General features: G+C 74.3%; 22 protein-coding genes. 10 read left to right on the top strand and 12 right to left on the bottom strand.

The window, feature by feature from the left end:
• Window positions 1-58 precede the first annotated feature (58 nt).
• The 3 genes from ABT295_RS10910 (at window position 59) to ABT295_RS10920 (ending at window position 4,822) form a co-directional block, all read left to right on the top strand.
• Window positions 59-1,933, top strand: coding sequence for an alkyl/aryl-sulfatase (locus tag ABT295_RS10910; protein WP_352394371.1), 1,875 nt, complete (start codon window positions 59-61; stop codon window positions 1,931-1,933).
• A 195-nt stretch (window positions 1,934-2,128) separates the two neighbouring features.
• Window positions 2,129-3,208 (top strand): SGNH/GDSL hydrolase family protein, encoded by a 1,080-nt coding sequence (locus ABT295_RS10915; RefSeq protein WP_352394372.1) that lies wholly within the window; start codon window positions 2,129-2,131, stop codon window positions 3,206-3,208.
• A gap of 57 nt (window positions 3,209-3,265) precedes the next feature.
• On the top strand, window positions 3,266-4,822 hold the full coding sequence (locus ABT295_RS10920) for a phytoene desaturase family protein (protein WP_352394373.1): 1,557 nt from the start codon (window positions 3,266-3,268) through the stop codon (window positions 4,820-4,822).
• Between the two features lie 34 nt (window positions 4,823-4,856).
• On the opposite strand, the gene ABT295_RS10925 is transcribed toward ABT295_RS10920, so the two are convergent.
• The gene (locus tag ABT295_RS10925) at window positions 4,857-5,444 is read right to left on the bottom strand and encodes a DNA-3-methyladenine glycosylase I (RefSeq protein ID WP_352394374.1); all 588 of its coding nucleotides are present in this window, start codon (window positions 5,442-5,444) and stop codon (window positions 4,857-4,859) included.
• 30 nt (window positions 5,445-5,474) lie between these two features.
• Here ABT295_RS10925 and ABT295_RS10930 point away from each other — a divergent pair, with 30 nt between their 5' ends.
• A complete protein-coding gene (locus ABT295_RS10930; RefSeq protein ID WP_352394375.1) occupies window positions 5,475-5,975 on the top strand; it encodes a DUF4385 domain-containing protein in 501 nt (166 codons plus the stop codon).
• Between the two features lie 100 nt (window positions 5,976-6,075).
• A complete protein-coding gene (locus tag ABT295_RS10935; RefSeq protein WP_352394376.1) occupies window positions 6,076-6,567 on the top strand; it encodes a CAP domain-containing protein in 492 nt (163 codons plus the stop codon).
• On the opposite strand, the gene ABT295_RS10940 is transcribed toward ABT295_RS10935, so the two are convergent.
• A complete protein-coding gene (locus ABT295_RS10940; RefSeq protein WP_352394377.1) occupies window positions 6,540-7,103 on the bottom strand; it encodes an NUDIX hydrolase in 564 nt (187 codons plus the stop codon). The genes ABT295_RS10935 and ABT295_RS10940 overlap by 28 nt on opposite strands.
• Window positions 7,104-7,154: 51 nt before the next feature.
• Between ABT295_RS10940 and ABT295_RS10945 the strand changes: the two genes are divergently transcribed.
• Window positions 7,155-8,039: a phosphatase PAP2 family protein gene (locus tag ABT295_RS10945; protein ID WP_352394378.1), complete on the top strand. Its 885-nt coding sequence runs from the start codon at window positions 7,155-7,157 to the stop codon at window positions 8,037-8,039.
• A 10-nt stretch (window positions 8,040-8,049) separates the two neighbouring features.
• Window positions 8,050-9,723, top strand: a complete 1,674-nt coding sequence (locus tag ABT295_RS10950) for an NAD(P)/FAD-dependent oxidoreductase (RefSeq protein WP_352394379.1) — start codon at window positions 8,050-8,052, stop codon at window positions 9,721-9,723.
• 139 nt (window positions 9,724-9,862) lie between these two features.
• On the opposite strand, the gene ABT295_RS10955 is transcribed toward ABT295_RS10950, so the two are convergent.
• The 5 genes from ABT295_RS10955 to ABT295_RS10975 form a co-directional block, all read right to left on the bottom strand.
• Complete coding sequence (locus tag ABT295_RS10955; RefSeq protein WP_352394380.1) at window positions 9,863-10,153, bottom strand: hypothetical protein; 291 nt, start codon at window positions 10,151-10,153, stop codon at window positions 9,863-9,865.
• 51 nt (window positions 10,154-10,204) lie between these two features.
• Window positions 10,205-10,825, bottom strand: a complete 621-nt coding sequence (locus tag ABT295_RS10960; protein ID WP_352394381.1) for an FMN-binding negative transcriptional regulator — start codon at window positions 10,823-10,825, stop codon at window positions 10,205-10,207.
• Window positions 10,826-10,942: 117 nt separating this feature from the next.
• A complete protein-coding gene (locus tag ABT295_RS10965; RefSeq protein ID WP_352394382.1) occupies window positions 10,943-11,251 on the bottom strand; it encodes a hypothetical protein in 309 nt (102 codons plus the stop codon).
• Window positions 11,248-12,117, bottom strand: coding sequence for a DUF4097 family beta strand repeat-containing protein (locus tag ABT295_RS10970; protein WP_352394383.1), 870 nt, complete (start codon window positions 12,115-12,117; stop codon window positions 11,248-11,250). Before ABT295_RS10970 ends, ABT295_RS10965 begins: the two co-directional genes overlap by 4 nt.
• A 91-nt stretch (window positions 12,118-12,208) precedes the next feature.
• Window positions 12,209-12,769: a toxin-antitoxin system HicB family antitoxin gene (locus ABT295_RS10975; RefSeq protein WP_352394384.1), complete on the bottom strand. Its 561-nt coding sequence runs from the start codon at window positions 12,767-12,769 to the stop codon at window positions 12,209-12,211.
• A 104-nt stretch (window positions 12,770-12,873) separates the two neighbouring features.
• On the opposite strand from ABT295_RS10975, the gene ABT295_RS10980 reads away from it, so the two are divergent.
• Window positions 12,874-14,190 carry an MBL fold metallo-hydrolase gene (locus ABT295_RS10980; RefSeq protein WP_352394385.1) on the top strand — a complete coding sequence of 439 codons (1,317 nt, stop codon included), beginning with the start codon at window positions 12,874-12,876 and terminating at the stop codon, window positions 14,188-14,190.
• 78 nt (window positions 14,191-14,268) lie between these two features.
• On the top strand, window positions 14,269-15,366 hold the full coding sequence (locus tag ABT295_RS10985) for an MBL fold metallo-hydrolase (RefSeq protein WP_352394386.1): 1,098 nt from the start codon (window positions 14,269-14,271) through the stop codon (window positions 15,364-15,366).
• A 15-nt stretch (window positions 15,367-15,381) separates the two neighbouring features.
• Here ABT295_RS10985 and ABT295_RS10990 read toward each other — a convergent pair whose 3' ends face one another.
• From ABT295_RS10990 to ABT295_RS11005, 4 genes are all read right to left on the bottom strand, one after another.
• On the bottom strand, window positions 15,382-15,909 hold the full coding sequence (locus ABT295_RS10990) for a GtrA family protein (RefSeq protein ID WP_352394387.1): 528 nt from the start codon (window positions 15,907-15,909) through the stop codon (window positions 15,382-15,384).
• Window positions 15,906-17,993 (bottom strand): ArnT family glycosyltransferase, encoded by a 2,088-nt coding sequence (locus tag ABT295_RS10995; protein ID WP_352394388.1) that lies wholly within the window; start codon window positions 17,991-17,993, stop codon window positions 15,906-15,908. Before ABT295_RS10995 ends, ABT295_RS10990 begins: the two co-directional genes overlap by 4 nt.
• A gap of 98 nt (window positions 17,994-18,091) precedes the next feature.
• Window positions 18,092-19,789, bottom strand: a complete 1,698-nt coding sequence (locus tag ABT295_RS11000) for a sensor histidine kinase (RefSeq protein WP_352394389.1) — start codon at window positions 19,787-19,789, stop codon at window positions 18,092-18,094.
• The gene (locus tag ABT295_RS11005; RefSeq protein ID WP_352394390.1) at window positions 19,767-20,504 is read right to left on the bottom strand and encodes a response regulator transcription factor; all 738 of its coding nucleotides are present in this window, start codon (window positions 20,502-20,504) and stop codon (window positions 19,767-19,769) included. The genes ABT295_RS11000 and ABT295_RS11005 overlap by 23 nt, the downstream gene beginning before the upstream one ends.
• 141 nt (window positions 20,505-20,645) lie before the next feature.
• Between ABT295_RS11005 and ABT295_RS11010 the strand changes: the two genes are divergently transcribed.
• Window positions 20,646-21,320: a hypothetical protein gene (locus tag ABT295_RS11010; protein WP_352394391.1), complete on the top strand. Its 675-nt coding sequence runs from the start codon at window positions 20,646-20,648 to the stop codon at window positions 21,318-21,320.
• On the opposite strand, the gene ABT295_RS11015 is transcribed toward ABT295_RS11010, so the two are convergent.
• Entirely contained in the window at window positions 21,290-24,529 is a 3,240-nt protein-coding gene (locus ABT295_RS11015) for a response regulator (protein WP_352394392.1), read from the bottom strand. The genes ABT295_RS11010 and ABT295_RS11015 overlap by 31 nt on opposite strands.
• Between the last annotated feature and the right edge of the window lie 21 nt (window positions 24,530-24,550).

Here is a 24,550-nt window from a genome sequence, read left to right on the forward strand (position 1 = left end):
CCGGCATCACCCCGGTGGGGTGACGTCCCCGTCCCCGCCCCGGTGGTGCCATGGCCACATGAGCGCAGCAGACGCCACCCCGACCATCACCGCCCAGCAGCAGAGCCTGCGCGAGCGACTGCCCTTCGCCGACGGGCACGACGTCGAGGACGTCGACCGTGGCTTCGTCGCCGCGCTCGACCCGGGCGTCGTGACAGCCGCCGACGGGCGCACCGTCTGGGACGCCGACAGCTACGCCTTCCTCGACGGCCAGGCCCCCGACACCGTCAACCCGAGCCTCTGGCGGCAGTCGGGGCTCGTCGCGCGGCAGGGGCTCTTCGAGGTCGTGCCCGGGATCTACCAGGTGCGCGGGCTCGACCTGTCGAACATCTCGTTCGTCGAGGGCGGGACCGGTGTCATCGTCATCGACCCCCTCATCAGCACGGAGCCCGCGGCGGCGGCGCTCGCCCTCTACCGCGAGCACCGCGGGGAGCGGCCGGTCGTCGCCGTCATCTACACCCACTCGCACATCGACCACTTCGGCGGCGTCAAGGGCGTGACGACCCAGGAGGACGTCGACGCGGGTCGCTGCCAGGTCATCGCACCGGCCGGGCTCGTCGAGGAGGCCGTGTCGGAGAACGTCTACGCCGGCACGGCGATGAGCCGCCGCGCGGGCTACATGTACGGCGCCTCGCTCCCCCGCGGCGAGCGGGGACAGGTGGGGGCCGGGCTCGGCCAGACCACCTCGTCGGGCTCGGTGACGCTCATCGTGCCGACCGTGGACGTGACGACGACCGGGCAGGAGCTCGTCGTCGACGGCGTGCGGATGGTCTTCCAGATGGCTCCCGGCAGCGAGGCGCCGGCCGAGATGCACGTCCACCTCCCCGACCTCCGGGCGCTCTGCATGGCCGAGAACTCGACGCACACCCTCCACAACGTGCTGACGCTGCGCGGCGCCCTCGTCCGCGACCCGCACGCGTGGTCGGGCTACCTCACCGAGGCGATCGACCTGTTCGGCGACCAGACCGACGTCGTCTTCGCCTCCCACCACTGGCCGACGTGGGGCCGGCAGGAGTGCGTCGAGTACCTCTCCCTCCAGCGCGACCTCTACGCCTACCTGCACGACCAGACGGTCCGGATGCTCAACCAGGGCATGACCGGCCCCGAGATCGCCGAGGCCATCGAGATGCCGCCCGCCCTCGAGGCCGCGTGGCACACCCGCGGCTACTACGGGTCGGTCAGCCACAACGTCAAGGCCGTCTACCAGCGCTACATGGGCTGGTTCGACGGCAACCCGGCCCACCTCTGGCAGCACCCGCCGGTCGAGGCGGGCCGTCGCTACGTCGAGTTCATGGGCGGCGCCGACGAGGTGGTGCGCAAGGCGCAGGGATCCTTCGACGCGGGCGACTTCCGTTGGGCCGCAGAGGTGCTCAGCCACGTCGTCTTCTCCGACGAGAACCACGCCGGTGCGCGAGAGCTCCTCGCCGCGACGTTCGAGCAGCTGGCCTACGGCTCCGAGAACGGCACGTGGCGCAACTTCTACCTCTCGGGCGCGCACGAGCTGCGCCACGGCAGCTTCGGCACGCCGACCTCGGCGGCCGCGCCCGACCTGCTCGCGCAGCTGACGCCGGAGCAGCTCTTCGACGCGCTCGCGATCCGCGTGCACGGTCCGCGGTCGTGGGACCTCCACCTGCGCCTCGACGTCGACCTGACGGACGGCGACCGCTTCCACCTCACGCTGCGCAACGGCGTGCTCACCCACTCGTCGGCGAGCCGGCACGACGACGCCGAGCTGACGCTCCGGATGCCCCGCGCGGCCCTCGGGGCCCTGATGTCCGGCGCCGACCCGGGCACCGTCGAGGGGGTGGACGTCTCGGGCGACCCGGGCGTGCTGCAGGCGCTGCTCGGCGCCCTCGACGCCCCCGACCCCGACTTCGCGATCGTCACCCCCTGAGCCGTTCCCCGAGCCGCCCCCCGAGCCGCCCCCCGAGCCGCCCCCCGCGCCGGTTTCGGGTCGCGGGGTCGGGCGGCCGGCCCTACTGTCCGAGTCGGGACGTGTGACACGGGGCACATCGTGGGCGCCGGGCGACCCGAACGGCTGCGGCGCCCGGCGCGGCAGACCCTTCACCCACCGACCCAGGAGCGTGTCGTGAAGAGCAGGTTGGTCCCGTCCCCCGTCCACCGCCGCGTGCTCGGCGCCGGCCTCGCCACCCTGTCGGCGCTCGGTGCGGCCCTCGCCCTCGGCGCTCCCGCCGCCACGGCCGCCGGCACCGGCTACGTCGCGCTCGGCGATTCCTACTCCTCCGGCACGGGCACGCGCAGCTACATCTCCGACGGCACGTCCTGCCAGCGCTCGGTCTACGCCTACCCCTCCCTCGACGCCGCCGCCCTCGGGCTGTCGCTCACCTTCCGCGCCTGCTCCGGCGCGACCGTCGCCGACGTGACGAACACCCAGCTGTCGGCGCTCACGACCTCGACGGCATACGTGACGATCTCGGTGGGCGGCAACGACGCCGGCTTCGCGAGCGTGCTGACCGAGTGCGCCCAGCCGGGGTGGCTCAGCAACTGCAACGGCGCCATCGACAAGGCCCAGACGACGGTCAACAGCACGATCCCCGGGCGGCTCGCGACCCTCTACTCCTCGATCCGCGCGAAGGCGCCGAACGCCCGCGTGCTCGTCGTCGGCTACCCCCGCATCTTCAACGGCGAGGACTGCAACGCGCTCACGTGGTTCTCCCCCGCCGAGGAGACGCGGCTCAACGCGATGGCCGACCTGCTCAACTCGCGCACGTCGACCGCGGCCACGAACGCCGGCTTCACCTTCGTCAACCCGACCTCGCGCTTCCTCGGCCACGCCGTCTGCGACAGCCCCGAGTGGCTCAACGGGCTGTCGAGCCCGATCACCGACAGCTACCACCCCAACGTCGCGGGCCACCGCGACGGCTACGCGGTCGTCACCAAGCCCGCCTTCGGCCTGCCGGTCCGGCTCTCGGCGGCCCGGGCGGAGGCGCGCGCCGTCGCATCGGCCGACACCCTCGCCCGCGAGGCGAGCCGGTATGCCGCCGTCGACCGCACCATCACGCCCGAGCGGTTCGTCGCGCCCGACCTCACGACCCCCGCGGCGAAGGCGGCCGCGAAGCGCGCCGGGGTCGACCTGGGCAGCCGGGCGAGCATCGACGCCGCCGACCGCGCGTGGTCGGCCCGCCAGGACGCCGCCGCGCGCCGCTGACGAGCGCGGGCGACGCACCCGGGTGGCGACCCGGGCGCGTCGCCCTAGGGTGGCCTCGTGCGCTACGACGACATCATCATCGGGGCCGGCCACAACGGGCTGACCGCCGCCGCCTACCTCGCCCGCGCCGGACGCTCGGTGCTCGTGCTCGAGGCGGCCGACCACGTGGGCGGCGCGGCCGTGTCGGCCCGGGCGTTCGAGGGCGTCGACGCGCGGCTCTCGCGCTACTCCTACCTCGTCTCGCTCCTGCCGCGGCAGGTGCTCACCGACCTCGACCTCGACCTGCGCCTCATCCGCCGGCGCTACTCGAGCTACACGCCGGTGCCCGGCGACCCGGGCCGGGGCCTGCTCGTCGACAACGCCGACGAGGCCGCCACGCGCGCGGCCTTCCGCGCGCTCACGGGCGGCGACGACGCGTATGCCGGGTGGAGCGACTTCTACGCCCGCATGACCGAGGTCGCCGGCCGGGTCTTCCCGACGGTCCTCGAGCCGCTGCGCTCGCGCGACGACGTGCGCACCCTCTCGGGCGACGCCGAGCTCTTCGACGCGCTGACGACGCGACCGGTCGGCGAGCTCATCGAGTCGATCACGGCCGACGACACGCTCCGCGGCATCATCGCGACCGACGCCCTCATCGGCACCTTCGCCTCGCTCGGCGAGGCGGACCTGCGCCAGAACGTCTGCTTCCTCTACCACCTCGTCGGCGGCGGCACCGGCGACTGGGACGTGCCGGTCGGCGGCATGGGCGCCCTCACCGACTCCCTTGCGGCAGCGGCGGTCTCGGCCGGCGCGACGATCCTCACAGGGGCGCGCGTGACGTCGGTGGACCCCTCGACCGGCGAGGTCGCCTGGGCCGGTGGCAGCGCCGGCAGCGGCTCGGCGACGGGAGCCTCCCTCGTGGCCGGGTGCGCGCCCGCCGTGCTCGACGGGCTGCTCGCGGCCGCCGGGGCCGACCCGATCGGCACCGAGGACGACGTCGAGGGCGCCCAGCTCAAGGTCAACATGCTGCTGACCCGGCTGCCGCGCCTGCGCGACGAGACCGTCGACCCCGCAGCGGCCTTCGCGGGCACCTTCCACATCAACGAGGGCTACGGCCAGCTCGAGCAGACGTATGCCGCCGCGCGCGACGGGCGCATCCCCGACCTGCCGCCGTGCGAGATCTACTGCCACACCCTCTCGGACCGCTCCATCCTCGGTGCCGACCTCGCCGCGAGCGACGCGCAGACGCTGACCCTCTTCGGCCTGCACCTGCCGGCGCGGCTCTTCCGGGCCGACAACGAGCGCGCCCGCGAGGAGGCGCTCGCCGCCACCCTGCGCTCGCTCGACTCGGTGCTCGGCGAGCCCGTCGAGTCGGTGCTCGCCCGCGACGCCGCCGGCAACCCGTGCATCGAGGTCAAGAGCCCGGTCGACCTCGAGGAGGCCGTCGGCCTGCCCGGCGGCAACATCTTCCACCGCTCCCTGCAGTGGCCGTGGGCCGAGCGCGACGAGGAGGTGGGCACGTGGGGCGTCGAGACGGCGCACGACCGCCTGCTGCTCGCGGGCGCCGGAGCACGGCGGGGTGGCGGCGTCAGCGGCATCCCGGGCCACAACGCCGCGCGCGCGATCCTCGGCTGACCGGGGGCGGGTCGGGGGGGGGGGGCGGGTCGGGTCAGTCCGGCCAGACGCCCGAGCTGCCGCGGCGGTGACTCGTCAGCAGGTGCGTGTCGACGATGCCGACGGCCTCCATCAACGCATACATGGTCGTCGGCCCGACGAAGGCGAAACCCTTGCTGCGCAACGCCTTCGACAACGCCTTGCTCTCCGGCGACACGGTGGGAACCTCGGAGTGGTCACGGGGCCGCGGCGTGTCCGCCGGCGCGAACCCCCAGACGAGGTCGACGAGCCCGCCCTCCTCGCGGAGCGCGATCGTGGCGCGGGCGTTCGTGATCGTCGCCCGGATCTTGCCGCGGTGGCGGATGATGCCCGCGTCGCCGAGCAACCGCTCGACGTCGTCGTCGGAGAAGGTCGCCACGACGTCGGGGTCGAAGCCGGCGAACGCGGCGCGGAAGTTCGGGCGCTTGCGCAGGATCGTCGCCCACGAGAGCCCGGCCTGGAAGCCCTCGAGGCAGATCCGCTCGTAGAGCCCGCGCTCGTCGCGCACCGGCATGCCCCACTCGGTGTCGTAGTAGTGCATGAGGAGCGGGTCCGCCAAGGCCCAGACCGGGCGGGCGAGACCGTCGGGGCCGACGACCGTCATGCCCGTGACCCTAACGGGCATGGGAGTGGCATGAGCCCACCCACCGACCCCTACGAGGGGCTCGACCTCGAGACCCTCGACCTGCGCGCGCACCCCGAGCTCTACCGGGTCGGGCGCGGCGAGCAGGGGGTGCTGCGCGTGCAGCCCTACAAGGACGAGCTGCTGCCGCTCTGGCGCTTCCGGAGGCCCGACGTCGCGCGGGAGAGCGCGGCCGCGATCCGTGCACGGTTCGACGCCTACCTCGCGGCCGGCGACCTCGTCGGCGCCGACATGGCGCGCAAGTTCCTCCAGATGGGCTTCACCCGGGCGCGCCGCTACGCGAACCATCCCGGAGGACGCAAGTACGACGGGCCCGTGCCTGCGGGGCGACGGGGGCAGAGCGGGGCGCACGGGCGGCGCGAGCTGCCGCGCGGCACCCAGGACGAGGAGAAGGCCGAGGCGGCCGCCGTCTTCAAGCAGGCCTGGGACGACGTCGAGCAGGTCACCGCCTACACGCAGTGGCGCACGCAGCACCGCGCCGCGCACGGGTGACCACCCACGTCTCGACAATTCGTCCCTTTTGTCGACACGGCCCGTCGCGATCCGTACCGTGGCCGCACGGCAGACGCCCCCATCCCTTCCGGAGGAACCCATGACGACCACGACCACCGCACGCTCCCGCGTGGCCCTCGTGCTCACCGCGGCCGCCGCGCTCACCGCCGTGCCCTCGGTCGCCGCCACCCCCTCCGCCGACGCGGCGACCGTGAGCGTGCAGAACCAGGTCATCACCCTCGTCAACGCCCAGCGCGCCAAGGCGGGGTGCCGCGCGCTCGTGCTCGACGCCCGCCTGTCGCGCGCGGCCCAGGCCCACTCGATCGACATGGCGAAGCGCCGCTACTTCTCGCACACGACGCCCGACGGGCGCACCTTCGCGCAGCGCATCCGGGCCCAGGGCTACACCGGCTCGATGATCGGCGAGAACATCGCCGCGGGCCAGCCGACCCCCAGGTCCGTCATGGACGCCTGGATGAAGAGCCCGGGGCACAGGGCCAACATCCTCGACTGCCGCTACCGCGCGATCGGCGTCGGCGCGGCCGTGGGCGGCCCCTACCGCTACTACTGGACGCAGGACTTCGGCGGCTGAGCCTCGTCGGCACCGGCCGCGGTGTCCCGGCCGCCGATGAGGTGCCGGGCGATCGGCCACCAGTGCCGCGCGGCCACGGCGGGCCGGGCCGTGTCGAGGTCGAGCCACCGGCCGTCGACGACGGGCTCCCCGCCCGCCTCGGCCGCGTCGAGGGCGAAGACCGGCACGTGCGCCCACGGCGTCGGGTGCGGGTAGGCGGCATCCGGCTGCCGCACGACGTTGCGCACGAAGCCGACGCAGCGCGGCGCCGCCCCGACCCTGCCGAGCACCTCGTGGGTGAGGCGGAGCACGGCATCCCGCACCCCCTCCCGCCCCGAGTCGTCGGGCAGGCGCCGCGTCGGCAGGTCGGGGCCCCGCGGCGTCGGCACCGTGAAGAAGGTCGACGGCCCGTCGCCCTCGGCTCGCACCAGGAGCAGGCGCACGATGATCGTCGGCATCGGAGGCTCGTCGAGCGGGCCGACCCAGACCTCGGCGTCGCTCCCGGGCGGCAGCCAGGACGCTCCCTCGGTCGTGGCGATTCGGCGGGGTCGGCTCACCCCGGGCACCCTAGCGGCGGGCGGACGTGTGCCGGCGGGTAGGAGGAGTGCATGCCCGACCCGATGCGATCGCACACTCCCGACGACCGGATCGGCGCGCGCGACCTCACGGCGTGGCCGACCCGCTCCGGTCGCCGTCTCGTCGCCCTCGCCGCCGGCCTGGCCCGCCGGAGCCGGCCCGCCGCCCGCAGCGTCGTGTCGTGGTCGAGCGCCCACCTGGCCTTCGTCGTCTTCGCGGCCGTCGCGCTCGTCGTCCTCGTGCTGCTCGTCGAGGGCACCGAGACGGTCTACGAGGGCGTCGTCGGGCGCGACGGGATCACAGCCGTCGACCAGCCGGTGCTCGACGCGGCCGTGTCGTGGCGCTCACCCGGGCTCGACGCCGCGGTGACGGCGTTCACCGACGTGGGCGGCCCGGTCGGCATGCCCGTCCTCGTCGCGGTGGCCGTCGCCGTCATCACCTGGCGGCGGCGCCGCTGGACTCCGGTCGTGCTCATGCTCATCGCTGCGGCCGGCTCGCTCGCCATGACGGTCGTCGGCAAGGACTTCGTCGACCGGGCACGGCCGCCCGCGGCGCTCGCGGTGCCGCCGCTCGAGGTGTCGCCCTCGTTCCCGAGCGGCCACACCCTCAACGCGACGGTGCTGACGACCGTCGTCGTCTACCTCGTCCTCATCGAGACGACGGCGGCGTGGCAGCGCACCCTGACCATCACGCTCGGCGCCCTCTTCGTGCTGTCCATGGGCCTGTCCCGCGTCTTCCTCGGGCACCACTGGCTCACCGACGTGCTCGCGGGCTGGCTCATCGGCCTGGCCTGGGCCGTCGCCGTCCTCACGGCGCACCGACTGTGGCTGACGCTCCGGGAACGACCGACGCCCGCCGACCCCGCCGACCCCGCCGAGACCGCGAGACCCCTGCCGCGCACCGACCTGCCCTCCTAGGATCGGACGGGTGAAGCCCGCCATCATCCTGGTGTCCGAGTCCCGCTGCGAGGAGCTGAGCGACGAGTTCGGACGCTACGCGAGGGACTACGACCTGCCGACCGCCACCTCGGCGCACGAGGCGAAGCAGCAGGCCCGCCGGGTCGTGGCCGAGGGCGGGCAGGTCGCGATGTTCGTCACCGAGTCGCGCCTGCCCGACGCCGAGGTGCTCGAGGCGTTCCACTGGTGGCGGGCCACGGTGCCGACGGCCCGGCGCGTCATCGCCGCGCACGTCTCCGCCTTCCGCGAGGACGCCGCCGCCCTGCGCGGGGGCATGGCCAAGGGCAAGTACGACGCGTACCTCCTCGCCCCGCGCGGCGCTCGCGACGAGGAGTTCCACACCGCCATCTGCGAGCTGCTCTCCGACTGGGGCTCGACCGTGGCCGAGCCGGAGGTCGTCGCCGTCGCCATCGTCTCGCCGGTCGAGGACGCCCTCACCCTCTCGATCCGCGACTACCTCGACCGGATGGGCATGCCGAACCGGGTCTTCGGCCCCGACACCGACGAGGGCCGGCACGTGCTCGAGCTCGCCGGGCCCGACCCGGAGTTCCCCCTCGTCATGGACCTCGGCGAACGCGTGGCGACCGCCCGCAGCGTCAGCGACGTCGCCGCCCGCATCTACGGGCGCCCCGCCGACGTCGAGGTCGACCGCGTCGTCGACGTCGCCGTCGTCGGCGCCGGGCCGGCCGGCCTCGCGGCCGCCGTCTACGCCTCGTCGGAGGGCTTGTCGACCGTCGTCCTCGAGGCGGAGGCCATCGGCGGCCAGGCCGGCACGTCGTCGATGATCCGCAACTACCTCGGCTTCCCGCGGGGCATCTCCGGCATGCGGCTCGCGCAGCGGGCGCGCAACCAGGCCGTGCGCTTCGGCACGGAGTTCTTCACGGGCTGGCCGGTCACGTCGCTCACGCCGGGCGCGGCCGACGCCGACGGCATACGCCCCCACGTGCTGCACACCGAGGGCGGCGACGTGCACGCCCGCGCCGTCGTCGTGTCGGCCGGCGTCACCTACCGCCGGCTCGACGCCCCCGGCATCGAGCGGCTCGTGGGGCTCGGCGTCAACTACGGCAGCGCCATGACCGCCGCGCGGGAGATGGAGGGCGCCGACGTCGTGGTCGTGGGAGGTGGCAACTCCGCGGGCCAGGCCGCGATCCACCTCGCCCGCTTCGCGCGCTCCGTGACGATCCTCGTGCGCCGGCCCACCCTCGCCGAGACGATGTCGAGCTACCTCGTCGGCGAGATCGACTACAACCCGCGGATCCGCGTCGAGGGCTGCTCCGAGGTGGTCGAGGGCGGGCCGGGCGACGACGGACGGCTCGGGTGGGTCACCGTGCGCCGCACCGACGACGGCACCGAGGAGCGCCGCGACGCGCGCGGCCTCTTCCTGCTCATCGGGGCCTCCCCCCGGTGCGACTGGCTGCCCGACGAGGTGGCGCGCGACGCACGGGGCTTCGTGCTCACCGGTCGCGACGTGCCGACGGAGCACTGGCGGGGCGGCCTGCCGCCGGAGAGCCTCGAGACGACGGTGCCCGGCATCTTCGCCGCGGGCGACATCCGGGCGGGGTCGATGAAGCGGGTGGCCGCCGCGAGCGGGGAGGGCGCGTCGGTCGTGCCGCTCGTGCACGCCTGGCTCGACCCCACCCACTGACCCCGCAACCCACCGACCCCGCAACCCACCGACCCGCAACCCACCGACCCGCAACACACCGAGAAAGCCGCAACCCACCGGGATCCGATCCCGGTGGGTTGCGATCTTCTCGGTGTGTTGCCGTATGCCGGGGCGGGCGTCAGAGGCGGACGAGCCGGCCGTCGCGGAAGGAGTAGCGGTAGGCGCTCGTCGTCGCGGCCGGCAGGTTGGCGGGGTGGGCCGCCGGGTGGCGGTGCGGGTGCGGGGCCGGCGCGGTCGCCCGGAGGGGCTTGATGCCCTCGGCCACGCCCGCCGCGTGGGCCTGGCCGGCGCCCAGGGCGGTGGTCCCGACGAAGGCCACGGCCACCGCGGCGCCGGCGGCGCCGAGCCCGCGGCGGAGGGTGGTGCGGAAGGTTCCGGGGGCGGGGGCGGGGGCTGGTGTCGTGTCCATGGCTCGAGCGTCGGCCCGGCGGCTGTGCCTCGTCTGTGCCCCGCTCGTGCGTCAGGACAGCGTTGCGTCCATGGCGTCCGCCACCGCCGTCGCCGCCGCGTCACCCTCGGCCCGCAGGCCTGCGAGCGCCCCGCGGCGGTCGGCGTCGGACCGGTTCTGGCTGAGCTTCGCCTTGCCCTCGACGGCCTCGACCACGAGCTCGACGCCGACGATCGCCCGCAGGCGGCCGGCGACGTACTTCCCCGGCGCGTCCGAGACCGCCCACGGGTGGTCTCGCCCGGCCTCGTGCCGCTGCGTGAGGCGGGTGACGACGTCGAGCACCCACTCCGGGTCGTCGTGCACCGTGACGGCGCCGCGCAGCTGCACCTCGGAGTAGTTCCACGTCGGCACGACCCGGCCGTGCTCGGCCTTGGACGCGTACCACCCGGGCGAGACGTAGGCGTCGGCGCCGCCCACGACGACGAGGCCCGGTGAGCCGGGGGCGATGCGCCGCCAGTGCTCGTTGGCCCGCGCGAGGTGGCCGACCACGCGGTCGCCGTCGTGGAGCACGGGGAGCAGCGTCACGTCCGGCGCGCCGCCGGGACCGACGGTGACGAGGTGCGCCGCGGGGTGGGCGTCGAGGAACGCCGACACCTCCCCGGCGGTCATGGCGTTCGCCTTCGGCACGTACATGCCCCGATGGTGCCACGGCCCCCGCACCCGGCCTCCCGCATCCGGCATCCGCCATGGGGCGTGGACGACGTACGGAGCCCGCCGACGGTGGTCGACGGGCTCCGGTGCGGGGCGGGCTCAGGTGTGCCGGTGCGGGGACCGGCGGGGCACCGCGGTCCACGGCCGCGGGTTGCCGGCGTGCACCGCCGTCACGACGTGCAGGTCCGGGCGCGACTGGGCCCGGTGAGGGGCGGGCCGGTCGGCGTGGCGAGGACGCTCGGCCACGGGGTCGAGCCGCTCGGCGAGCCCGCGCAGGAGCAGCGCGGCCCGCACGTGGCGGCGCGTGCGCCCCTGCTTCGGGGCGTGGTGCCGCGCGGCGGAGCGCTCGACGATGAGCTCGCGGGCGAGCGCCTCCTGGGGTGTCAGGCTGACCGTGCCGGCGCTCATGCGAGGCTCACCTGCGCCCGCTTGACGCGGATGTCGCCGCTGCCGGAGTGGACGACGAGGCGGGCCTGCGCCTCGGCGTCGCCCGGGCCCGACGTCTCGTCGAGGTCGATCGTGACGTCGCCGGTCACGGTGTTGAGGTCGAGGTAGGCCGCGACGCCGCTCGCGACGGCGATCGTCACGTCACCGGTGCCGGTGCGGCCGCGCACCTCCCCGCCGTGCACACCGCCGAGGCGGATGTCGCCGGTGCCGGTCGTCAGCTCGAGGTCGCCCGTCGAGGCGCCGACCGTGAGGTCGCCGGAGCCCGTCCGGGCCTTGACCGCCGCGTCGGAGCGGCGCAGGTCGATGTCACCGCTGCCCGAGACGAGGTCGAGGCGCCCGCCACCGGAGCCGATCGTGATGTCGCCGCTGCCCGTCTTCGCGTCGAGGTCGCCGCGGGCGGCCTGGACCGTGATGTCGCCCGAGCCGGACTTGAACGCGCCCGTGCCCACCTCGTGGAAGGTGACGTCGCCGGCGCCCGTCGAGGCGCGCACGTCGCCGAGCAGGCCGGCCGCGGTGACGTCGCCCGCACCGGTCTTGGCCTCGACGGCGCTCGCGCTCGGCAGCTCGATCTCGACGTCGACCGAGCCCTTCGTGCCGAGCGAGAAGAAGCTGTCGCGCAGCTTCGGGGCGAGCACCGAGACGTCGTTCCCGCGCGCCTCGACGGTGAACTTCTCGGCGATGTCGGCGCCGTGCTTGCCGTGCGGGTGCAGGCGCACCGTCGTCGTGGGGCCGTCGCCGACCGTCAGCGTGAGGTCGCCGACGAGCAGCTCGGCCTTGAGCGTGATCGGACCCGTCGTGTCGAAGCGGGTCTCGAGGGTGGTGCCCATGGGATGTCCCCTTTGTGTCGTGGTCGTGCGGATCGGATGGTTCGGATGCTTCAGGTGGCTCAGGTGCCGGGGGTGCCCGTCCGGGTGCGCGTCAGCGCACCCAGCCCTGCACGCGCTTGTTCGACGAGCGGTTGCGGCCCGGGGCCCCGGGGCCGAACTGGGGGCCGGGCGGCATCGGGGGGAAACCGGGCGCCGGCGGCAGCCCGCCGCCGGTGGCGGCGCGGACCGCGTTGACGATCCACGTGTTGAGCGACTGGCCCCGGCCGGTCGCGAGCTCCTCGGCCCGCACCTTGAGCGCCTCGGGGAGGCGGAGCGTGATGCGCGCGGTCTCGGCCCCCTCGTCCTCCGGTGACATCACCGTGGTGTCGTCGACGGCCACGGGCTGGGTGTCGTCGACGACGGCGGCCGGGCCGCCCCCGACGACGACGAAGACGGGCTCGCGGCCCTGCAGGCGCACCTCGACCGAGGTGCCGTCGAGCTCGTTGGTGATCTCGGCCGCCGCGTGCGAGAGCGCATCCATCAGCGCGAGCCGGGCGGAGGAGTCGAGGGCGAGGCCGATGCGTTCCGCGGCCTGCTCGGTCTCCGGTCCCATCGCCCTGGCCGCCTGGGCGAGGTCTCGACGCAGTGCGTCGACGTATTCCGTGATGTCCATGCGCATCACTATGACACCACAGTGGTGTCACGTCAACACCATGATGGCGTCGGACTGGGACGGGGTACGTTCAGGTCCACCCCTCACCCCGCGAAAGGTGCCCGATGCGCAGCCTCGGAACCTCCGACCGCCCGTCCGTCCGGGCCGTCTCGAACCTCATCGAGACGGTCTCGTCGCGCACCCGCGCGCGCCAGTTCGTCCGTGTCATGCACCGGATGGGCGCCTCCCCCGGCGCGATCCTGCCGTTCGTGCAGGACTCGCCCCACTTCAGGGACGGGCGGTTCGAGGGTGAGGAGCCCTCGCTCCGCCCCCGCGTGCGCGCCCAGACGAGCGCCCTGCTCGCGGCGATCCGGGTGAGCGGCCGGGGCGAGCCCGTCTCCGACGTGCCGATCGTCCCCGCCGCGCCCCCGGCACGGCCCGGCGAGCTCGCCGTCACGTGGTACGGCCATGCGACGACGGTGCTCGAGGTCGACGGCGCCCGTTTCCTCATCGACCCCGTCTTCAGCGAGCGCGTGTCTCCCGTGCGCCACGCCGGCCCCAAGCGCCTGCACCCGGTGCCCGGCGCCATCGCCGACATCCCGAGCATCGACGCGGTGCTGCTGAGCCACGACCACTACGACCACCTCGACCAGCCCTCGATCGTGCGTCTGGAGCAGACCCACCGCCCGCACTACGTCGTGCCGCTCGGCGTCAACGCGCACCTGCTCGCCTGGGGCGTGCCCGAGGAGCGGATCACCGCGCTCGACTGGCGCGAGGAGACCGTCGTCGCCGGCATCCGGCTCACCTGCACCGAGGCGCGGCACAACTCCGGGCGGGGTCTCGTCGACAGCCAGACCCTGTGGGCTGGCTGGGCCCTGCACGGACCGCGACACAGCGCCTACTTCGCCGGCGACTCCGGCACCTCGAAGCGGTTCGCGGCCATCGGCGCCGACCTCGGCCCGTTCGACCTCACGCTCATGCCGATCGGCGCCTACGACTCCTTCTGGCCCGACATCCACATGGACCCCGAGCAGGCACTCGCCGCCCACCGCGACGTCAACCGCATCGGCGACGAGGTGCACGCACTGACCGCCGACGCGGCCGGCGTGGCCGACGACTTCATCGGGGGCGACCACCGCATCGACACCCCCGGCGGCGAGCACGAGGAGGGTGAGCAGACCGAGACGACGCGCACCGTCGCCACGGCCGCCCACGCCTCGCTCCTCGTGCCGATCCACTGGGCCACCTTCAACCTCTCGACCCACTGGTGGGCCGAACCGGTGCGCCGCTTGCGTCGCGGCGCCCGCGAGGCCCGGGTGCCCGTCGCCTTCCCGCGCGTCGGGGAGCGGCTCGACGCCACCGGCGGCGACGCGCAGGCGGTGGCGGCCCGGTTCGCCGAGCCCTGGTGGGAGCAGTGCGCCGACCCGGAGGACCGCGACTGAGCCTCGCGGCACCGCAGGGGAACTCGGCGGGCTCCCCCGACGCTGGAACGTCAGGACCACGAGTGGCAGGAGAAGCCCGTGCAGCTACCGATCCTCCGGAAGATGGGCGCGTCGACCGCAGCCCAGCGCAGCCGGGTCACGGCATCGCCGAACTACCGCGACGGCGAGTTCCGCTCGCACGAGCCGACGCACGTCGTCGCCGCGCCCGAGGCGGAGGCCCCGGGCAGCATGCTCTCCACGATGGTGCGCGAGTTCGGCCGTGGCCGTCCGCGCGGCACCGTGCCGCTCGTGCGCCCGCGCCACCCCCACGAGCCCGCCGACCTCGCCGTCACGTGGTACGGCCACGCGACGAGCGTCGTCGAGCTCGACGGGCGCCGCTTCCTGCTCGACCCCGTGTTCGGTGACCGCGTCTCGCCGTCCGCCTTCGTCGGCCCGCGGCGCCTGCACCCGGTGCCGGCCGGCATCGCCGAGCTCCCCCGGCTCGACGCCGTCGTCATCAGCCACGACCACTACGACCACCTCGACGAGCCGTCGATCCGCCAGCTCGAGCGCAGCCACCGCCCCCACTACGTCGTGCCGCTCGGGGTCGACGAGCACCTGCGGTCGTGGGGCGTGCCGGCCGGCCGCATCACGAGCCTCGACTGGCGCGAGGAGACCGAGGTGGCGGGGGTCCGCATCACCTGCACCGAGGCCCGGCACTTCTCCGGTCGCGGCTTCGTGCGCAACCAGACGCTGTGGGCCGCGTGGTCGTTCCACGGCCCGGCGCACCGCGTCTTCTTCGGCGGCGACTCCGGCCCGACGCACCGCTACGCCGACATCGGCGCCGACCTCGGCCCGTTCGACCTGACGATCATCCCCGTCGGCGCCTACAGCGCCCACTGGCCCGACATCCACGTCAACCCCGACGAGGCGGTCGACGCGCACCTCGAGGTCACCCGCGGCGCGCCCCACGCGGTCATGCTCCCCATCCACTGGGCGACCTTCAACCTCGCGACGCACTGGTGGAGCGAGCCGATCCGCTGGGCCCGCCGCACGGCCGCCGAGCGTGGAGTGCGGCTCGTGTCGCCGAAGGTCGGGGCTCGGATCGACCTCAGCGACGGGAACGTCGACGCCGCGGTCGCGGCGCACCAGGACCCGTGGTGGGAGGCCTGCGCCGCACCCGACGACCGCGACTGACCCGACGGACCGCCGTCAGCCGCGCCCCGTCCCGCTCCCCCGCACGCCGTCGACCACGTATGCCGGCTCGTGGCGGTCCGTCGGGCCGCCCGGTTCGCCGAGGGCGGACCCAGCGGGAGCCCGGAAGATCCACCGGCGCATCGCCACGAAGCGCACCGCGGTGGAGAGCACGTTGGCCACCGCGACGACCGTGGTCTGCAGGAGCGTGCCGGCCGACGGCACGAGCGCGCCGAGCACGGCGAGCGCCACGGTCGTCGCGGCATACGTGATGCCGAAGATGACGAGCGCCTGGCCGTGGTGAGCCACGAGGCCGCCCCGGCCCCGGACGCCGAACGTCCAGGCCCGGTTGAGGGCGGTGTTGACGATCGTGGCCAGCACGAGCGCCACCCCGTTGGCGACCTGGGCCGGGGCACCGCCGCGCACGAGGGCCGCGAAGAGGCCCAGGTGCACGGCGGTGGAGAGGACCCCGACGCCGGCGAACCGGATCACCTGGCGCGAGAGCCCGGTGCGCGACCCGGTCGCGGCGGGCGAGCCGGTCGTCACCGGACCGGCTGCGTCAGGTCGTAGAACGTCGACCCGTCGACGGTGACGGCGGTGAAGTTCTCCTGCACCCACGAGCTGATCTGCGACGAGGCGCTGCTGCCGCCGTTCTGGTTGCCGAATCCCCTTCCGCCACCGGCGAAGTAGTGGATCTGGCCGTTCGCGACGTACTGCTGGAACTGCGCGAGCGTCGGGCTCGGGTCCGAGCCGTTGAAGCCACCGACGGCCATCACCGGCAGCTGCGTGCCGAGCTGGAGCCCGGCGGCGGTCTGCGACCCGACGGCGGCGGCCACCCAGGTGAACCGGTCGGCGTCGGCCGACAGTGTCGCGACGACCGCGGTGCTCGGGGTCGAGGCGTCGAGCAGTCCGCCCATGCCGCCGCCCGTACCGGTCCGGCCCTGCGTGCCGGTCTGGCCCTGCTGCGGCGCGGTGCCCTGCTGGCCACCGGGGAACCCGCCGAAGCCACCCGCTCCACCTGCTCCACCTGCTCCACCGGGGTTGCCGGCCCCGCCGGGACCACGGCTCGAGCCGGCCGGGCCGGCGGTCACGATCGACCCGCTGTGACCCTGGGCGGTGGTCGACACGGCATACGCCCCCGGACCGGCCACGCCGACGAGGAGGGCGGCCGCGAGCACCGCCGGCAGCGCCCGGGCGTGCAGCCACCGGGTCGCGAGGATGAGCAGGGCGGCCGCCATGCCGACCGCGAGCACCGAGATGCGCAGCCAGTCGCCGTAGGCGGTCGTGCGCGAGAGGAGGATGAAGCTCCACGTCGCGTCGGCCGCCGTGGCCGCGGCGAGGGCGATCGTGGCGACCGCGCTCGAGCGGCGCTCCCACGCCTCGACGGCGCCCATGCCGACGAGTGCGCCGATGGCCGGGGCGAGGGCCACGGTGTAGTACTCGTGGAAGATGCCGGCCATGAACGAGAAGACGAGCATCGTCACGACGAGCCAGCCGCCCCAGACGAGGTAGGCCGCGCGACGCAGGTCGGTGCGCGGGCGACGGCCACGGAGCCACAGCCCGGCCGCGAGCAGGATGAGCGCGCTGGGGATGAGCCACGAGATCTGGTCACCGACGCTCGAGGAGAACATCCGGAAGAGCCCGGTCTCGCCCCACTGGCCGCCCGCGCCGCCGCCCCCGCCACCGACGGAGCCGGTCTCGTCACCGCTCAGGCGGCCGAGCCCGTTGTAGCCGAAGGTCAGCTCGAGGAACGAGTTCGTCTGGCTGCCACCGATGTACGGGCGGGCCGAGGCCGGCACGAGCTCGACGACCGCCACCCACCAGCCGGCCGAGAGCACCATGGTGCCGACGGCGAGGAGCGAGTGGACGATCCGCTTGCGCAGGGTGGTCGGCGCCGCGACGAGGTAGGCGAGGCCGAAGAAGGGGACGACGAGCAGCACCTGGAGGGTCTTGGTGAGGAAGCCGAGCCCGATGAAGACCCCGACGACCATCATCCACCTCGGCGAGGCCTGCTCGATCGCCTTGACCGTGGCCCAGGCGCCGAGCGCCATGAGGAGCGTCAGCAGGGCGTCCGGGTTGTTGAAGGTGAACATCAGCGCGGCGACCGGCGTCAGGGCGAGCACGACGCCCGCGATGAGGCCGGCTGCCGCACCGAACTGGCGTCGGACCGTGGCGTAGACCACGCCGACCGTCGCGACGCCCATCAGTGCCTGCGGCAGGAGGATCGCGAACGAGCTGAGGCCGAGGAGGCGCACCGACAGCGCCATCACCCACAGGGAGGCCGGCGGCTTGTCGACGGTGATGGAGTTCGCGGCGTCGGAGCTGCCGTAGAAGAAGGCCTTCCAGCTGTCGCTGCCGGCCTGGACCGCGGCGGAGTAGAAGGAGTTGGCGTAGCCGCTCGCGGTGAGGTTCCACGTGTAGAGGACCAGCGTGAGCAGGAGCAGGCCGAGGAGCGCGGGCCGGGCCCACGACGGATCGGCGGCCGGGCCGCGCCAGAGGCTCTGCAGCCGGCCGGGACGGCTCCCGCGGGCGGCCGACGGGGTGGTGGTGCGGGCGCTCGGGTCGGCCGGCCCGGCGGGCGCCGCCGTGCTGCCCGGGGCGCCCGGAGAGGTGAGGGTCATCGTGTCCATGCCCCTACGCTCGGGCCCCGCACTGTGCCCGTCCTGTGACCCGACTGAGCCACCCTGATGAACCCCGGAGCCCCGCGGCCGGATGCCGGTCCGCCGGGTCAGGCGGGCAGCAGGAGCGAGAAGGTCGTGTCGCCCGGGCGGCTCTCGAGCTCGACGCGACCGCCGTGCGCCCTGCTGACGGCGGCGACGATCGAGAGCCCCAGGCCGGTGCTGCCGCCGGCGCGCACGCGGGCGTCGTCGCCGCGGGCGAACCGCTCGAACACGTTGGGCTGCAACGACTCCGGCACCCCGGGCCCGTCGTCGTGCACGGCGACCCGCACCCAGTCGCCCTCGGGACGCACCGACGTCGTGACGCGGGTGCCGTCGGGGGTGTGCGTGCGCGCGTTGGCGAGCAGGTTGGCCACGACCTGGTGGAGGCGGGCGCTGTCGCCCGTGACCTCGACCGGCTCGGGCGGCAGGTCGAGGTCCCACCGGTGCCCGGGCGAGGCCGCGTGGGCGTCGCTCACGGCGTTGATGACGATCATCGACATGTCGACCGGCGCCTGCTCGAGGGGGCGGCCGGCGTCGAGGCGCGCGAGGAGGAGGAGGTCCTCGACGAGCGAGCTCATGCGGTCGGCCTCCGACTCGATGCGCCCCATGGCGTGGGTGACCGTGGGCGGCACGACGTCGGGCTCGCGGCGCGTGAGCTCCGCGTAGCCCTTGATCGAGGCGAGCGGCGTGCGCAGCTCGTGCGAGGCGTCCGCGACGAACTGGCGCACGCGCTGCTCGCTCTGGTGCCGCGCGTTGAGGGCCTCGTCGACGTGGTCGAGCATCTCGTTGAAGGCGGCGCCGACCTGGCCGACCTCGGTGCGGGTGTCGGTGTCGCTCGCGTCGACCCGCTCGGCGAGCGCCACCTGGCCGGAGTCGAGCGGCGTCTGGCTCACCTTCGTGGCCGTGGCCGCGACCCGGCGCAGCGGCTCGAGGTTGCGGCGCACGAGCCAGGTGCCGAGGAGCGCGACGAGGACGATGCCCGCGCCGACGGTCATGGTGGCGACGAGCACCATCTGCTTGATGGTGCGCTCGGTGGGGTCCATCGGCAGCCCGATGACGAGGGCCCCGACTGTCGTGCCGTTGGTGAGCACCGGCGTGGCCTGCACGCGGTAGGTGCCCATGCCGGTCAGCTCGATGTTCTTGGGGTCGCCGCGCAGACCGGCGCCCTGCAGCTCGGTCAGCTGCTCGGTCGTGAGCAGGACGGGCCCCCGGCCGCCGGCGCTGACCTTGCCGACGGGGTCGGGGAAGGCCGTCGTCGGGGTCGTCGGCAGGTAGGCGACGAGCCCCTCGTCGCCCGGCCCGCGTGGCGGTCCGTCACCGTCGTCGAGGCCGAAGTCGATGCCCCGCCGGTCCGACAGCAGCCGGACCATCGAGGACTTGAGCTGGTCGTCGACCTGCCCGGTCAGCTGGCGCCCGAGCGCCACCACGGTGAACGCGCCGGTGCAGAGGCTGATGACGGTGAAGAGGGCGAGCATCGAGGCCACGAGCTTGGCCCGCAGCGTCCACGCCGACCACGGCCGGACGCGGTCCTGCGCGGCCGCGAGGCGCCCACGCACCGACGAGCCCTCGTTCCCGGCCGACCCGGCCGACCCGGCCGACCCGGCCGACCCGGCGGACCCGGCCGACGCGTGCGGTGCGGTGGGCACCGGGCCGGACGAGCCGGCATACGGCACCGGGAAGAGGTCGGGCGCCGTGTCGCCGGCGTCGTCGGGCAGGTCGGCGGGGTCGGGCAGCCCGGCGTCCTCAGAGAGCCGGCTTGAGGACATAGCCAGCCCCTCGCATGGTGTGGATCATCGGCTCGCGACCCGCGTCGATCTTCTTGCGCAGGTAGGAGATGTAGAGCTCGACGACGTTGGCCTGGCCGCCGAAGTCGTAGTTCCAGACGCGGTCGAGGATCTGCGCCTTGGACAGCACACGCTTCGGGTTGCGCATGAGGTAGCGCAGCAGCTCGAACTCCGTTGCCGTCAGGTGGATCTCGTCACCGGCACGCATCACCTCGTGGCTGTCCTCGTCGAGGCTGAGGTCGCCGACGACGAGCATCGAGTCGGACGACGACACGGCGATCGTCGTGCGGCGCATGAGGGCTCGCACCCGGGCGACGACCTCCTCGAGCGAGAAGGGCTTCGTCACATAGTCGTCGCCGCCGGCGGTGAGCCCGGAGACGCGGTCCTCGACGGCGTCCTTGGCGGTGAGGAAGAGGACCGGCACGTTGGCGTTGTCGGCGCGCATGCGGCGCAGCACCTCGAGCCCGTCGAAGTCGGGGAGCATCATGTCGAGCACGACCGCGTCGGGGTCGAACTCGCGGGCCGCGCGCACCGCCTCCATGCCCGTGCCGGCCGTGCGCACCTCCCAGCCCTCGTAGCGCAGGGCCATGCCGAGCAGCTCGGTGAGGTTCGCCTCGTCGTCGACGACGAGCACCCGCACCGGGGAGCCGTCGAGTCGCTGGAGGCGGGCAGCCGCGGCCTTGGTCTTCTCGCTCATGCCACCCAGTGAAACCCGCAGGGCTGTGCCGGCGCCAGCCTTTCCCTGTGCGATTCCTGTGGACGCCCTGTCCGCGCGAGTCCCAGCACGCCGACGGCTCCACCACAGGGTGCGCACAGCAGCGGGTCCGAGCGTGGGTCCATGAGCAACGACTCCACCAGCGGGGGCCCGGCGCAGGAGCCGACCGCGCCCCTGCCGCAGTTCGACCCGCACGCGGGCGCCGCCGTCCCGCCCATCGCGCCGCCCAGCACGCCGTATGCGTATGCCGCCCTCCCCGGGGCCGCGCCGTCCTCCGCAAGCGCACCGTCGGCCACCGGGGTGCCCGCCGCCGGGTCGCGCTGGACCGCGAAGAAGACCGCGGTGACCGCGGGCCTCGCGCTCGTGCTCACCTCCGCGGGCGCCATCGGCGCCGCGGCCGCTCTGCCGGCCGGCTCCTCGGGTGGCGACGGCGGCTTCCGCGGACCGGGCGCCGGGCGCTCGTTCTCCTTCCCGGGCGGCCAGCAGCTCGGCCAGCAGGGTCAGCTCGGCCAGCAGGGCCAGGGTCTGCAGCAGGGCCAGGGGTCGCAGCAGGGCGCGAGCCCGCAGCAGCTGCCCCAGCTGGGCGGCAGCGGCACCGGTTCCGGCACCGGGGGCCTCGGCGGCCTGGACCCGAGCCAGCTGGGTCAGCTCGACCCGCAGCAGCTGCTCCAGCAGCTCCAGCAGGGCGTCGACCCCTTCGGCGGCAGCCGTCCGGACCGGGACCAGGACGGCGACGGGACCGGCACGCCCGGGGGCTCCGGCTCCGGTCAGGCCTCGGGCGGCACGAAGACGACCTGACGCAACCCGGCGGCATACGCGTCGAGGGCCTCGCTCGCGCGCGACAGCTCGCGCTCGACGCGGGCGACGAGCGCCTCGTCGGCGAGCCGACCGTCGGCGCCCTGCTCCTCGACCTCGCGGCACACCTCGGCGAGCGCCGAGGCCCCGAGGTTCGAGGCGCTCCCCTTCAGACCGTGGGCGATCCGGCCCGCCCCCTCGGCGTCGCCCGCGGCGTGCGCGGCCACCAGCTCGGCCAGGCGCTGCCGGGCGCTGTCGGCGAAGCGGTCGAGGAAGCGCAGCAGCAGCGACGGATCGCCCGGCTCCAGGTCGCGCAGCTCCTCGAGCCGGGCGTGGTCGAGCCCGTCGTCCTCGGCGACCGACGGCGGGTCCACCCGCCGTGACGACGTCGGCCCCGACCCGGTCCAGCGCTGCAGGGTCGCGGCGAGCAGCGTGACGTCGACCGGCTTGGTGAGGAAGTCGTCCATGCCCGCTCGCAGGCACCGCTCGCGCTCGCCCGCGATGGCCGAGGCGGTCATCGCGACGACGGGCAGGCGACGCCCGGGTCGCTCGTGCGCCCGGATGAGCCGGGTGGCCTCGTACCCGTCCATCTGCGGCATCTGGCAGTCCATGAGCACGGCGACGAGGTCGTCGGCGCGCTCGCGGTGCGCCGCGACCCCCTCGACGCCGTTGGACGCGAGCACGACGGCGTAGCCGAGGCTCTCGAGCACCCCTTGCGCGACGAGCTGGTTCACCTCGTTGTCCTCGACGACGAGGACGAGGCCGTGGCGGCCCTTCTCCGGGTCGCCCTCCCCGGCGCGCCCGGCGTCGCGCTCCGCGTCACCGGCATCCACCGCGGCGTCCGCGGGCACGAGCTGGCTGCCGGCGACGTCGACCATCGCGTCGAAGAGCGCCGACGGCATGACGGGGGCCGTCAGGGTCGCGTCGACCCCGGCGTCGGCGAGGCTCTCCGGGTCGGGCAGGGGCGCCTGGGCGCAGACGAGCACGACGCGCAGCTGCTCGAAGCGCTCGTCGGCACGGATCATCCGCACGACCTCGAGGCACGCGAAGCCCGATCCGGGGTCGTCGAGCACGATGACGTCGAAGGGGGTGTCGCCGCGGTGCGCCCGGTCGAGCTGCACGAGGCCCTCGAGCCCCGACGAGGCGGAGGCCACCGTCATGGCCCACGCGGTGAGCTGCTCCGATATGCGCGTGCGGTGCGGCTCGTTCGGGCCGACGACGAGGGCCCGCAGCCCGGTCACGGCGGCGACGCGGCTCGCGGAGCGCCCGACCGTGCGACCCGAGGCCGGCGCGAACGCGGCCGTGAACCAGAACGTGCTGCCCTCCCCCGGCTCGCTGTCCACACCGATCTCCCCACCGAGCGCGGCGACGATCTGCTTGCTGATCGCGAGGCCGAGGCCGGTGCCGCCGTACTGCCTCGTCGTCGACGAGTCGCCCTGCGAGAACGACTCGAAGAGCCGCGAGCGGACCTCCGGGGTGATCCCCGCGCCGGTGTCGGTCACCTCGACGCGCAGCACCGGACCGGCCCCGCCGCCGTGCTCGAGGGAGAGGTGCACCGACACGCTGCCGCAGTCGGTGAACTTCACGGCGTTCGTCGTGAGGTTGGCGACGACCTGGCCGAAGCGCACCGGGTCGCCCGAGACGAGGAACGGCAGGTCGGGGCCGTGCGTGACCGACAGGTCGACCGACTTGGCCCGGGCCCGCTCGGCGAGCAGCGCCACGCCACGCTCGAGGACGGCCGCGGGGTCGAAGTCGACCGACTCGAGCTCGAGCCGCCCCGCCTCGATCTTCGACAGGTCGAGGATGTCGTTGACGAGGCCGAGCAGCACGCGGCCGGCCTGGTCGATGCCGTCGGAGAGGCGCCGCTGGTGCGGGCTCAGCTCGGTGCGGCCGAGCAGCTCGGACAGGCCGATGACGCCGTTGAGCGGCGTGCGGATCTCGTGGCTCATCGTCGCGAGGAAGGCCGACTTGGCCCGGGAGGCCTCCATCGCGGCGTCGCGGGCCCGCGCCAGGTGCTCGGCCGTCCACTCGCGGTCGGCCACCCGCGCGACGAGCGCGACCGTCTGGCCGATCGTGCGCTCGTCGGTCTCGACGGGCTGGGTGATGCCGCGCATGTCGAGGACGACGACGCACGCCAGCCGACCCTCGTTGACGACCGGCACGGCCACGACCGTCGACCCCTGCGCCGACGTCGCGGTCTCGACGACGAGGCTCGCCGCGGCCCGGGCCGCGACCTCGAAGCCGACGGCCTCGGGCACGACGCTCGTCTCGGTGCCGTCCGGCACGGGCACCGGCGCCCCGAGCACGCCGTCCTCGTCGACGATGGTGGCGAGCACCGGCCGCCACGTCGTGTGGCGTGCGACCTCGGCGAGCACGGCCGGCAGCAGCTCGGCGAGCGTGGCCGACTCGTTCGCGGCGGTCGCCATGGCCGAGAGCAGCCCGAGGGCCTGCTCGGCGTCCTTGACCGCGGTGATGTCCTGGGTCGTGCCGTTCATCCGCACGGCGCGGCCGCTGCCGTCACGGCTGACGAGGCCACGACCACGGATCCAGACGATGTCACCCGAGCCGCGCACGACGCGGGCGTCGAACTCGAACGAGTCCTCGGACTGCACCGCGGCCCCGACCGCCTCGCTGACGAGGGCCCGGTCGTCGGGGTGGATGTGGGCGAGGAAGCCCTCGTACGTCGGCGTGAGCCAGCCTGGCTCGAGTCCGTAGATGCGGTAGAGCTCGTCGGACCACCAGACCCGGTCGCGCCCGACGTCCCAGCCCCAGCTGCCGATCTTCGCGATGGACTGGGCCTCGGCGAGCTGGTCGAGCAGCTGGCGCTGGGCGCTGTGCTCGCTGACGCGGTACAGCCAGCCCCGCGTGCGGCCCTGCTCGTCGACCATCGGCGAGTGCGACACGAGCGCCCAGAAGCGGTTGCCCTGACGGTCGATGAGGCTGCACTCGAGGTTGTCGCCGGGCAGGCCGGTGCGGGCCCGCTCGGCGAGGTGCGACGCGAAGTCCTTCTTGCCCTGCTCGTCGACCGCGTCGAAGACGGAGAAGCCGACGGCCTCGGCCGCGGTGAGGCCGAGCATCCGGGCCATCCGGTCGTTGGCGAAGACGGTGCGCCCGTCGCCGTCGATGACCCAGAGGCCATCGGGCGACGCCGCCACCATCCAGCGGAAGAGGTCGCCCTCGTCCGCTGCGCGAAGATCCGGAATGTCCGACATGAAGCAAATCTTCGCCTATCC

This window comes from Terrabacter sp. NPDC000476 (assembly GCF_040300125.1).
In the GTDB taxonomy this organism is placed as follows: Bacteria; Actinomycetota; Actinomycetes; order Actinomycetales; family Dermatophilaceae; genus Terrabacter.

What these genes read in the sequence shown, in the direction of transcription:
- ABT295_RS11015 (WP_352394392.1), bottom strand. Translation starts at nt 24,529, where the DNA reads ATGTCGGACATTCCGGATCTTCGCGCAGCGGACGAGGGCGACCTCTTC.
- ABT295_RS10965 (WP_352394382.1), bottom strand. Translation starts at nt 11,251, where the DNA reads ATGAGCGCCGGCACGGTCAGCCTGACACCCCAGGAGGCGCTCGCCCGC.
- ABT295_RS10960 (WP_352394381.1), bottom strand. Translation starts at nt 10,825, where the DNA reads ATGTACGTGCCGAAGGCGAACGCCATGACCGCCGGGGAGGTGTCGGCG.
- ABT295_RS11010 (WP_352394391.1), top strand. Translation starts at nt 20,646, where the DNA reads ATGAGCAACGACTCCACCAGCGGGGGCCCGGCGCAGGAGCCGACCGCG.
- ABT295_RS10995 (WP_352394388.1), bottom strand. Translation starts at nt 17,993, where the DNA reads ATGGACACGATGACCCTCACCTCTCCGGGCGCCCCGGGCAGCACGGCG.
- ABT295_RS11005 (WP_352394390.1), bottom strand. Translation starts at nt 20,504, where the DNA reads ATGAGCGAGAAGACCAAGGCCGCGGCTGCCCGCCTCCAGCGACTCGAC.
- ABT295_RS10975 (WP_352394384.1), bottom strand. Translation starts at nt 12,769, where the DNA reads ATGGACATCACGGAATACGTCGACGCACTGCGTCGAGACCTCGCCCAG.
- ABT295_RS10910 (WP_352394371.1), top strand. Translation starts at nt 59, where the DNA reads ATGAGCGCAGCAGACGCCACCCCGACCATCACCGCCCAGCAGCAGAGC.
- ABT295_RS10980 (WP_352394385.1), top strand. Translation starts at nt 12,874, where the DNA reads ATGCGCAGCCTCGGAACCTCCGACCGCCCGTCCGTCCGGGCCGTCTCG.
- ABT295_RS10930 (WP_352394375.1), top strand. Translation starts at nt 5,475, where the DNA reads ATGAGCCCACCCACCGACCCCTACGAGGGGCTCGACCTCGAGACCCTC.
- ABT295_RS11000 (WP_352394389.1), bottom strand. Translation starts at nt 19,789, where the DNA reads ATGTCCTCAAGCCGGCTCTCTGAGGACGCCGGGCTGCCCGACCCCGCC.
- ABT295_RS10970 (WP_352394383.1), bottom strand. Translation starts at nt 12,117, where the DNA reads ATGGGCACCACCCTCGAGACCCGCTTCGACACGACGGGTCCGATCACG.
- ABT295_RS10935 (WP_352394376.1), top strand. Translation starts at nt 6,076, where the DNA reads ATGACGACCACGACCACCGCACGCTCCCGCGTGGCCCTCGTGCTCACC.
- ABT295_RS10955 (WP_352394380.1), bottom strand. Translation starts at nt 10,153, where the DNA reads ATGGACACGACACCAGCCCCCGCCCCCGCCCCCGGAACCTTCCGCACC.
- ABT295_RS10945 (WP_352394378.1), top strand. Translation starts at nt 7,155, where the DNA reads ATGCCCGACCCGATGCGATCGCACACTCCCGACGACCGGATCGGCGCG.
- ABT295_RS10925 (WP_352394374.1), bottom strand. Translation starts at nt 5,444, where the DNA reads ATGACGGTCGTCGGCCCCGACGGTCTCGCCCGCCCGGTCTGGGCCTTG.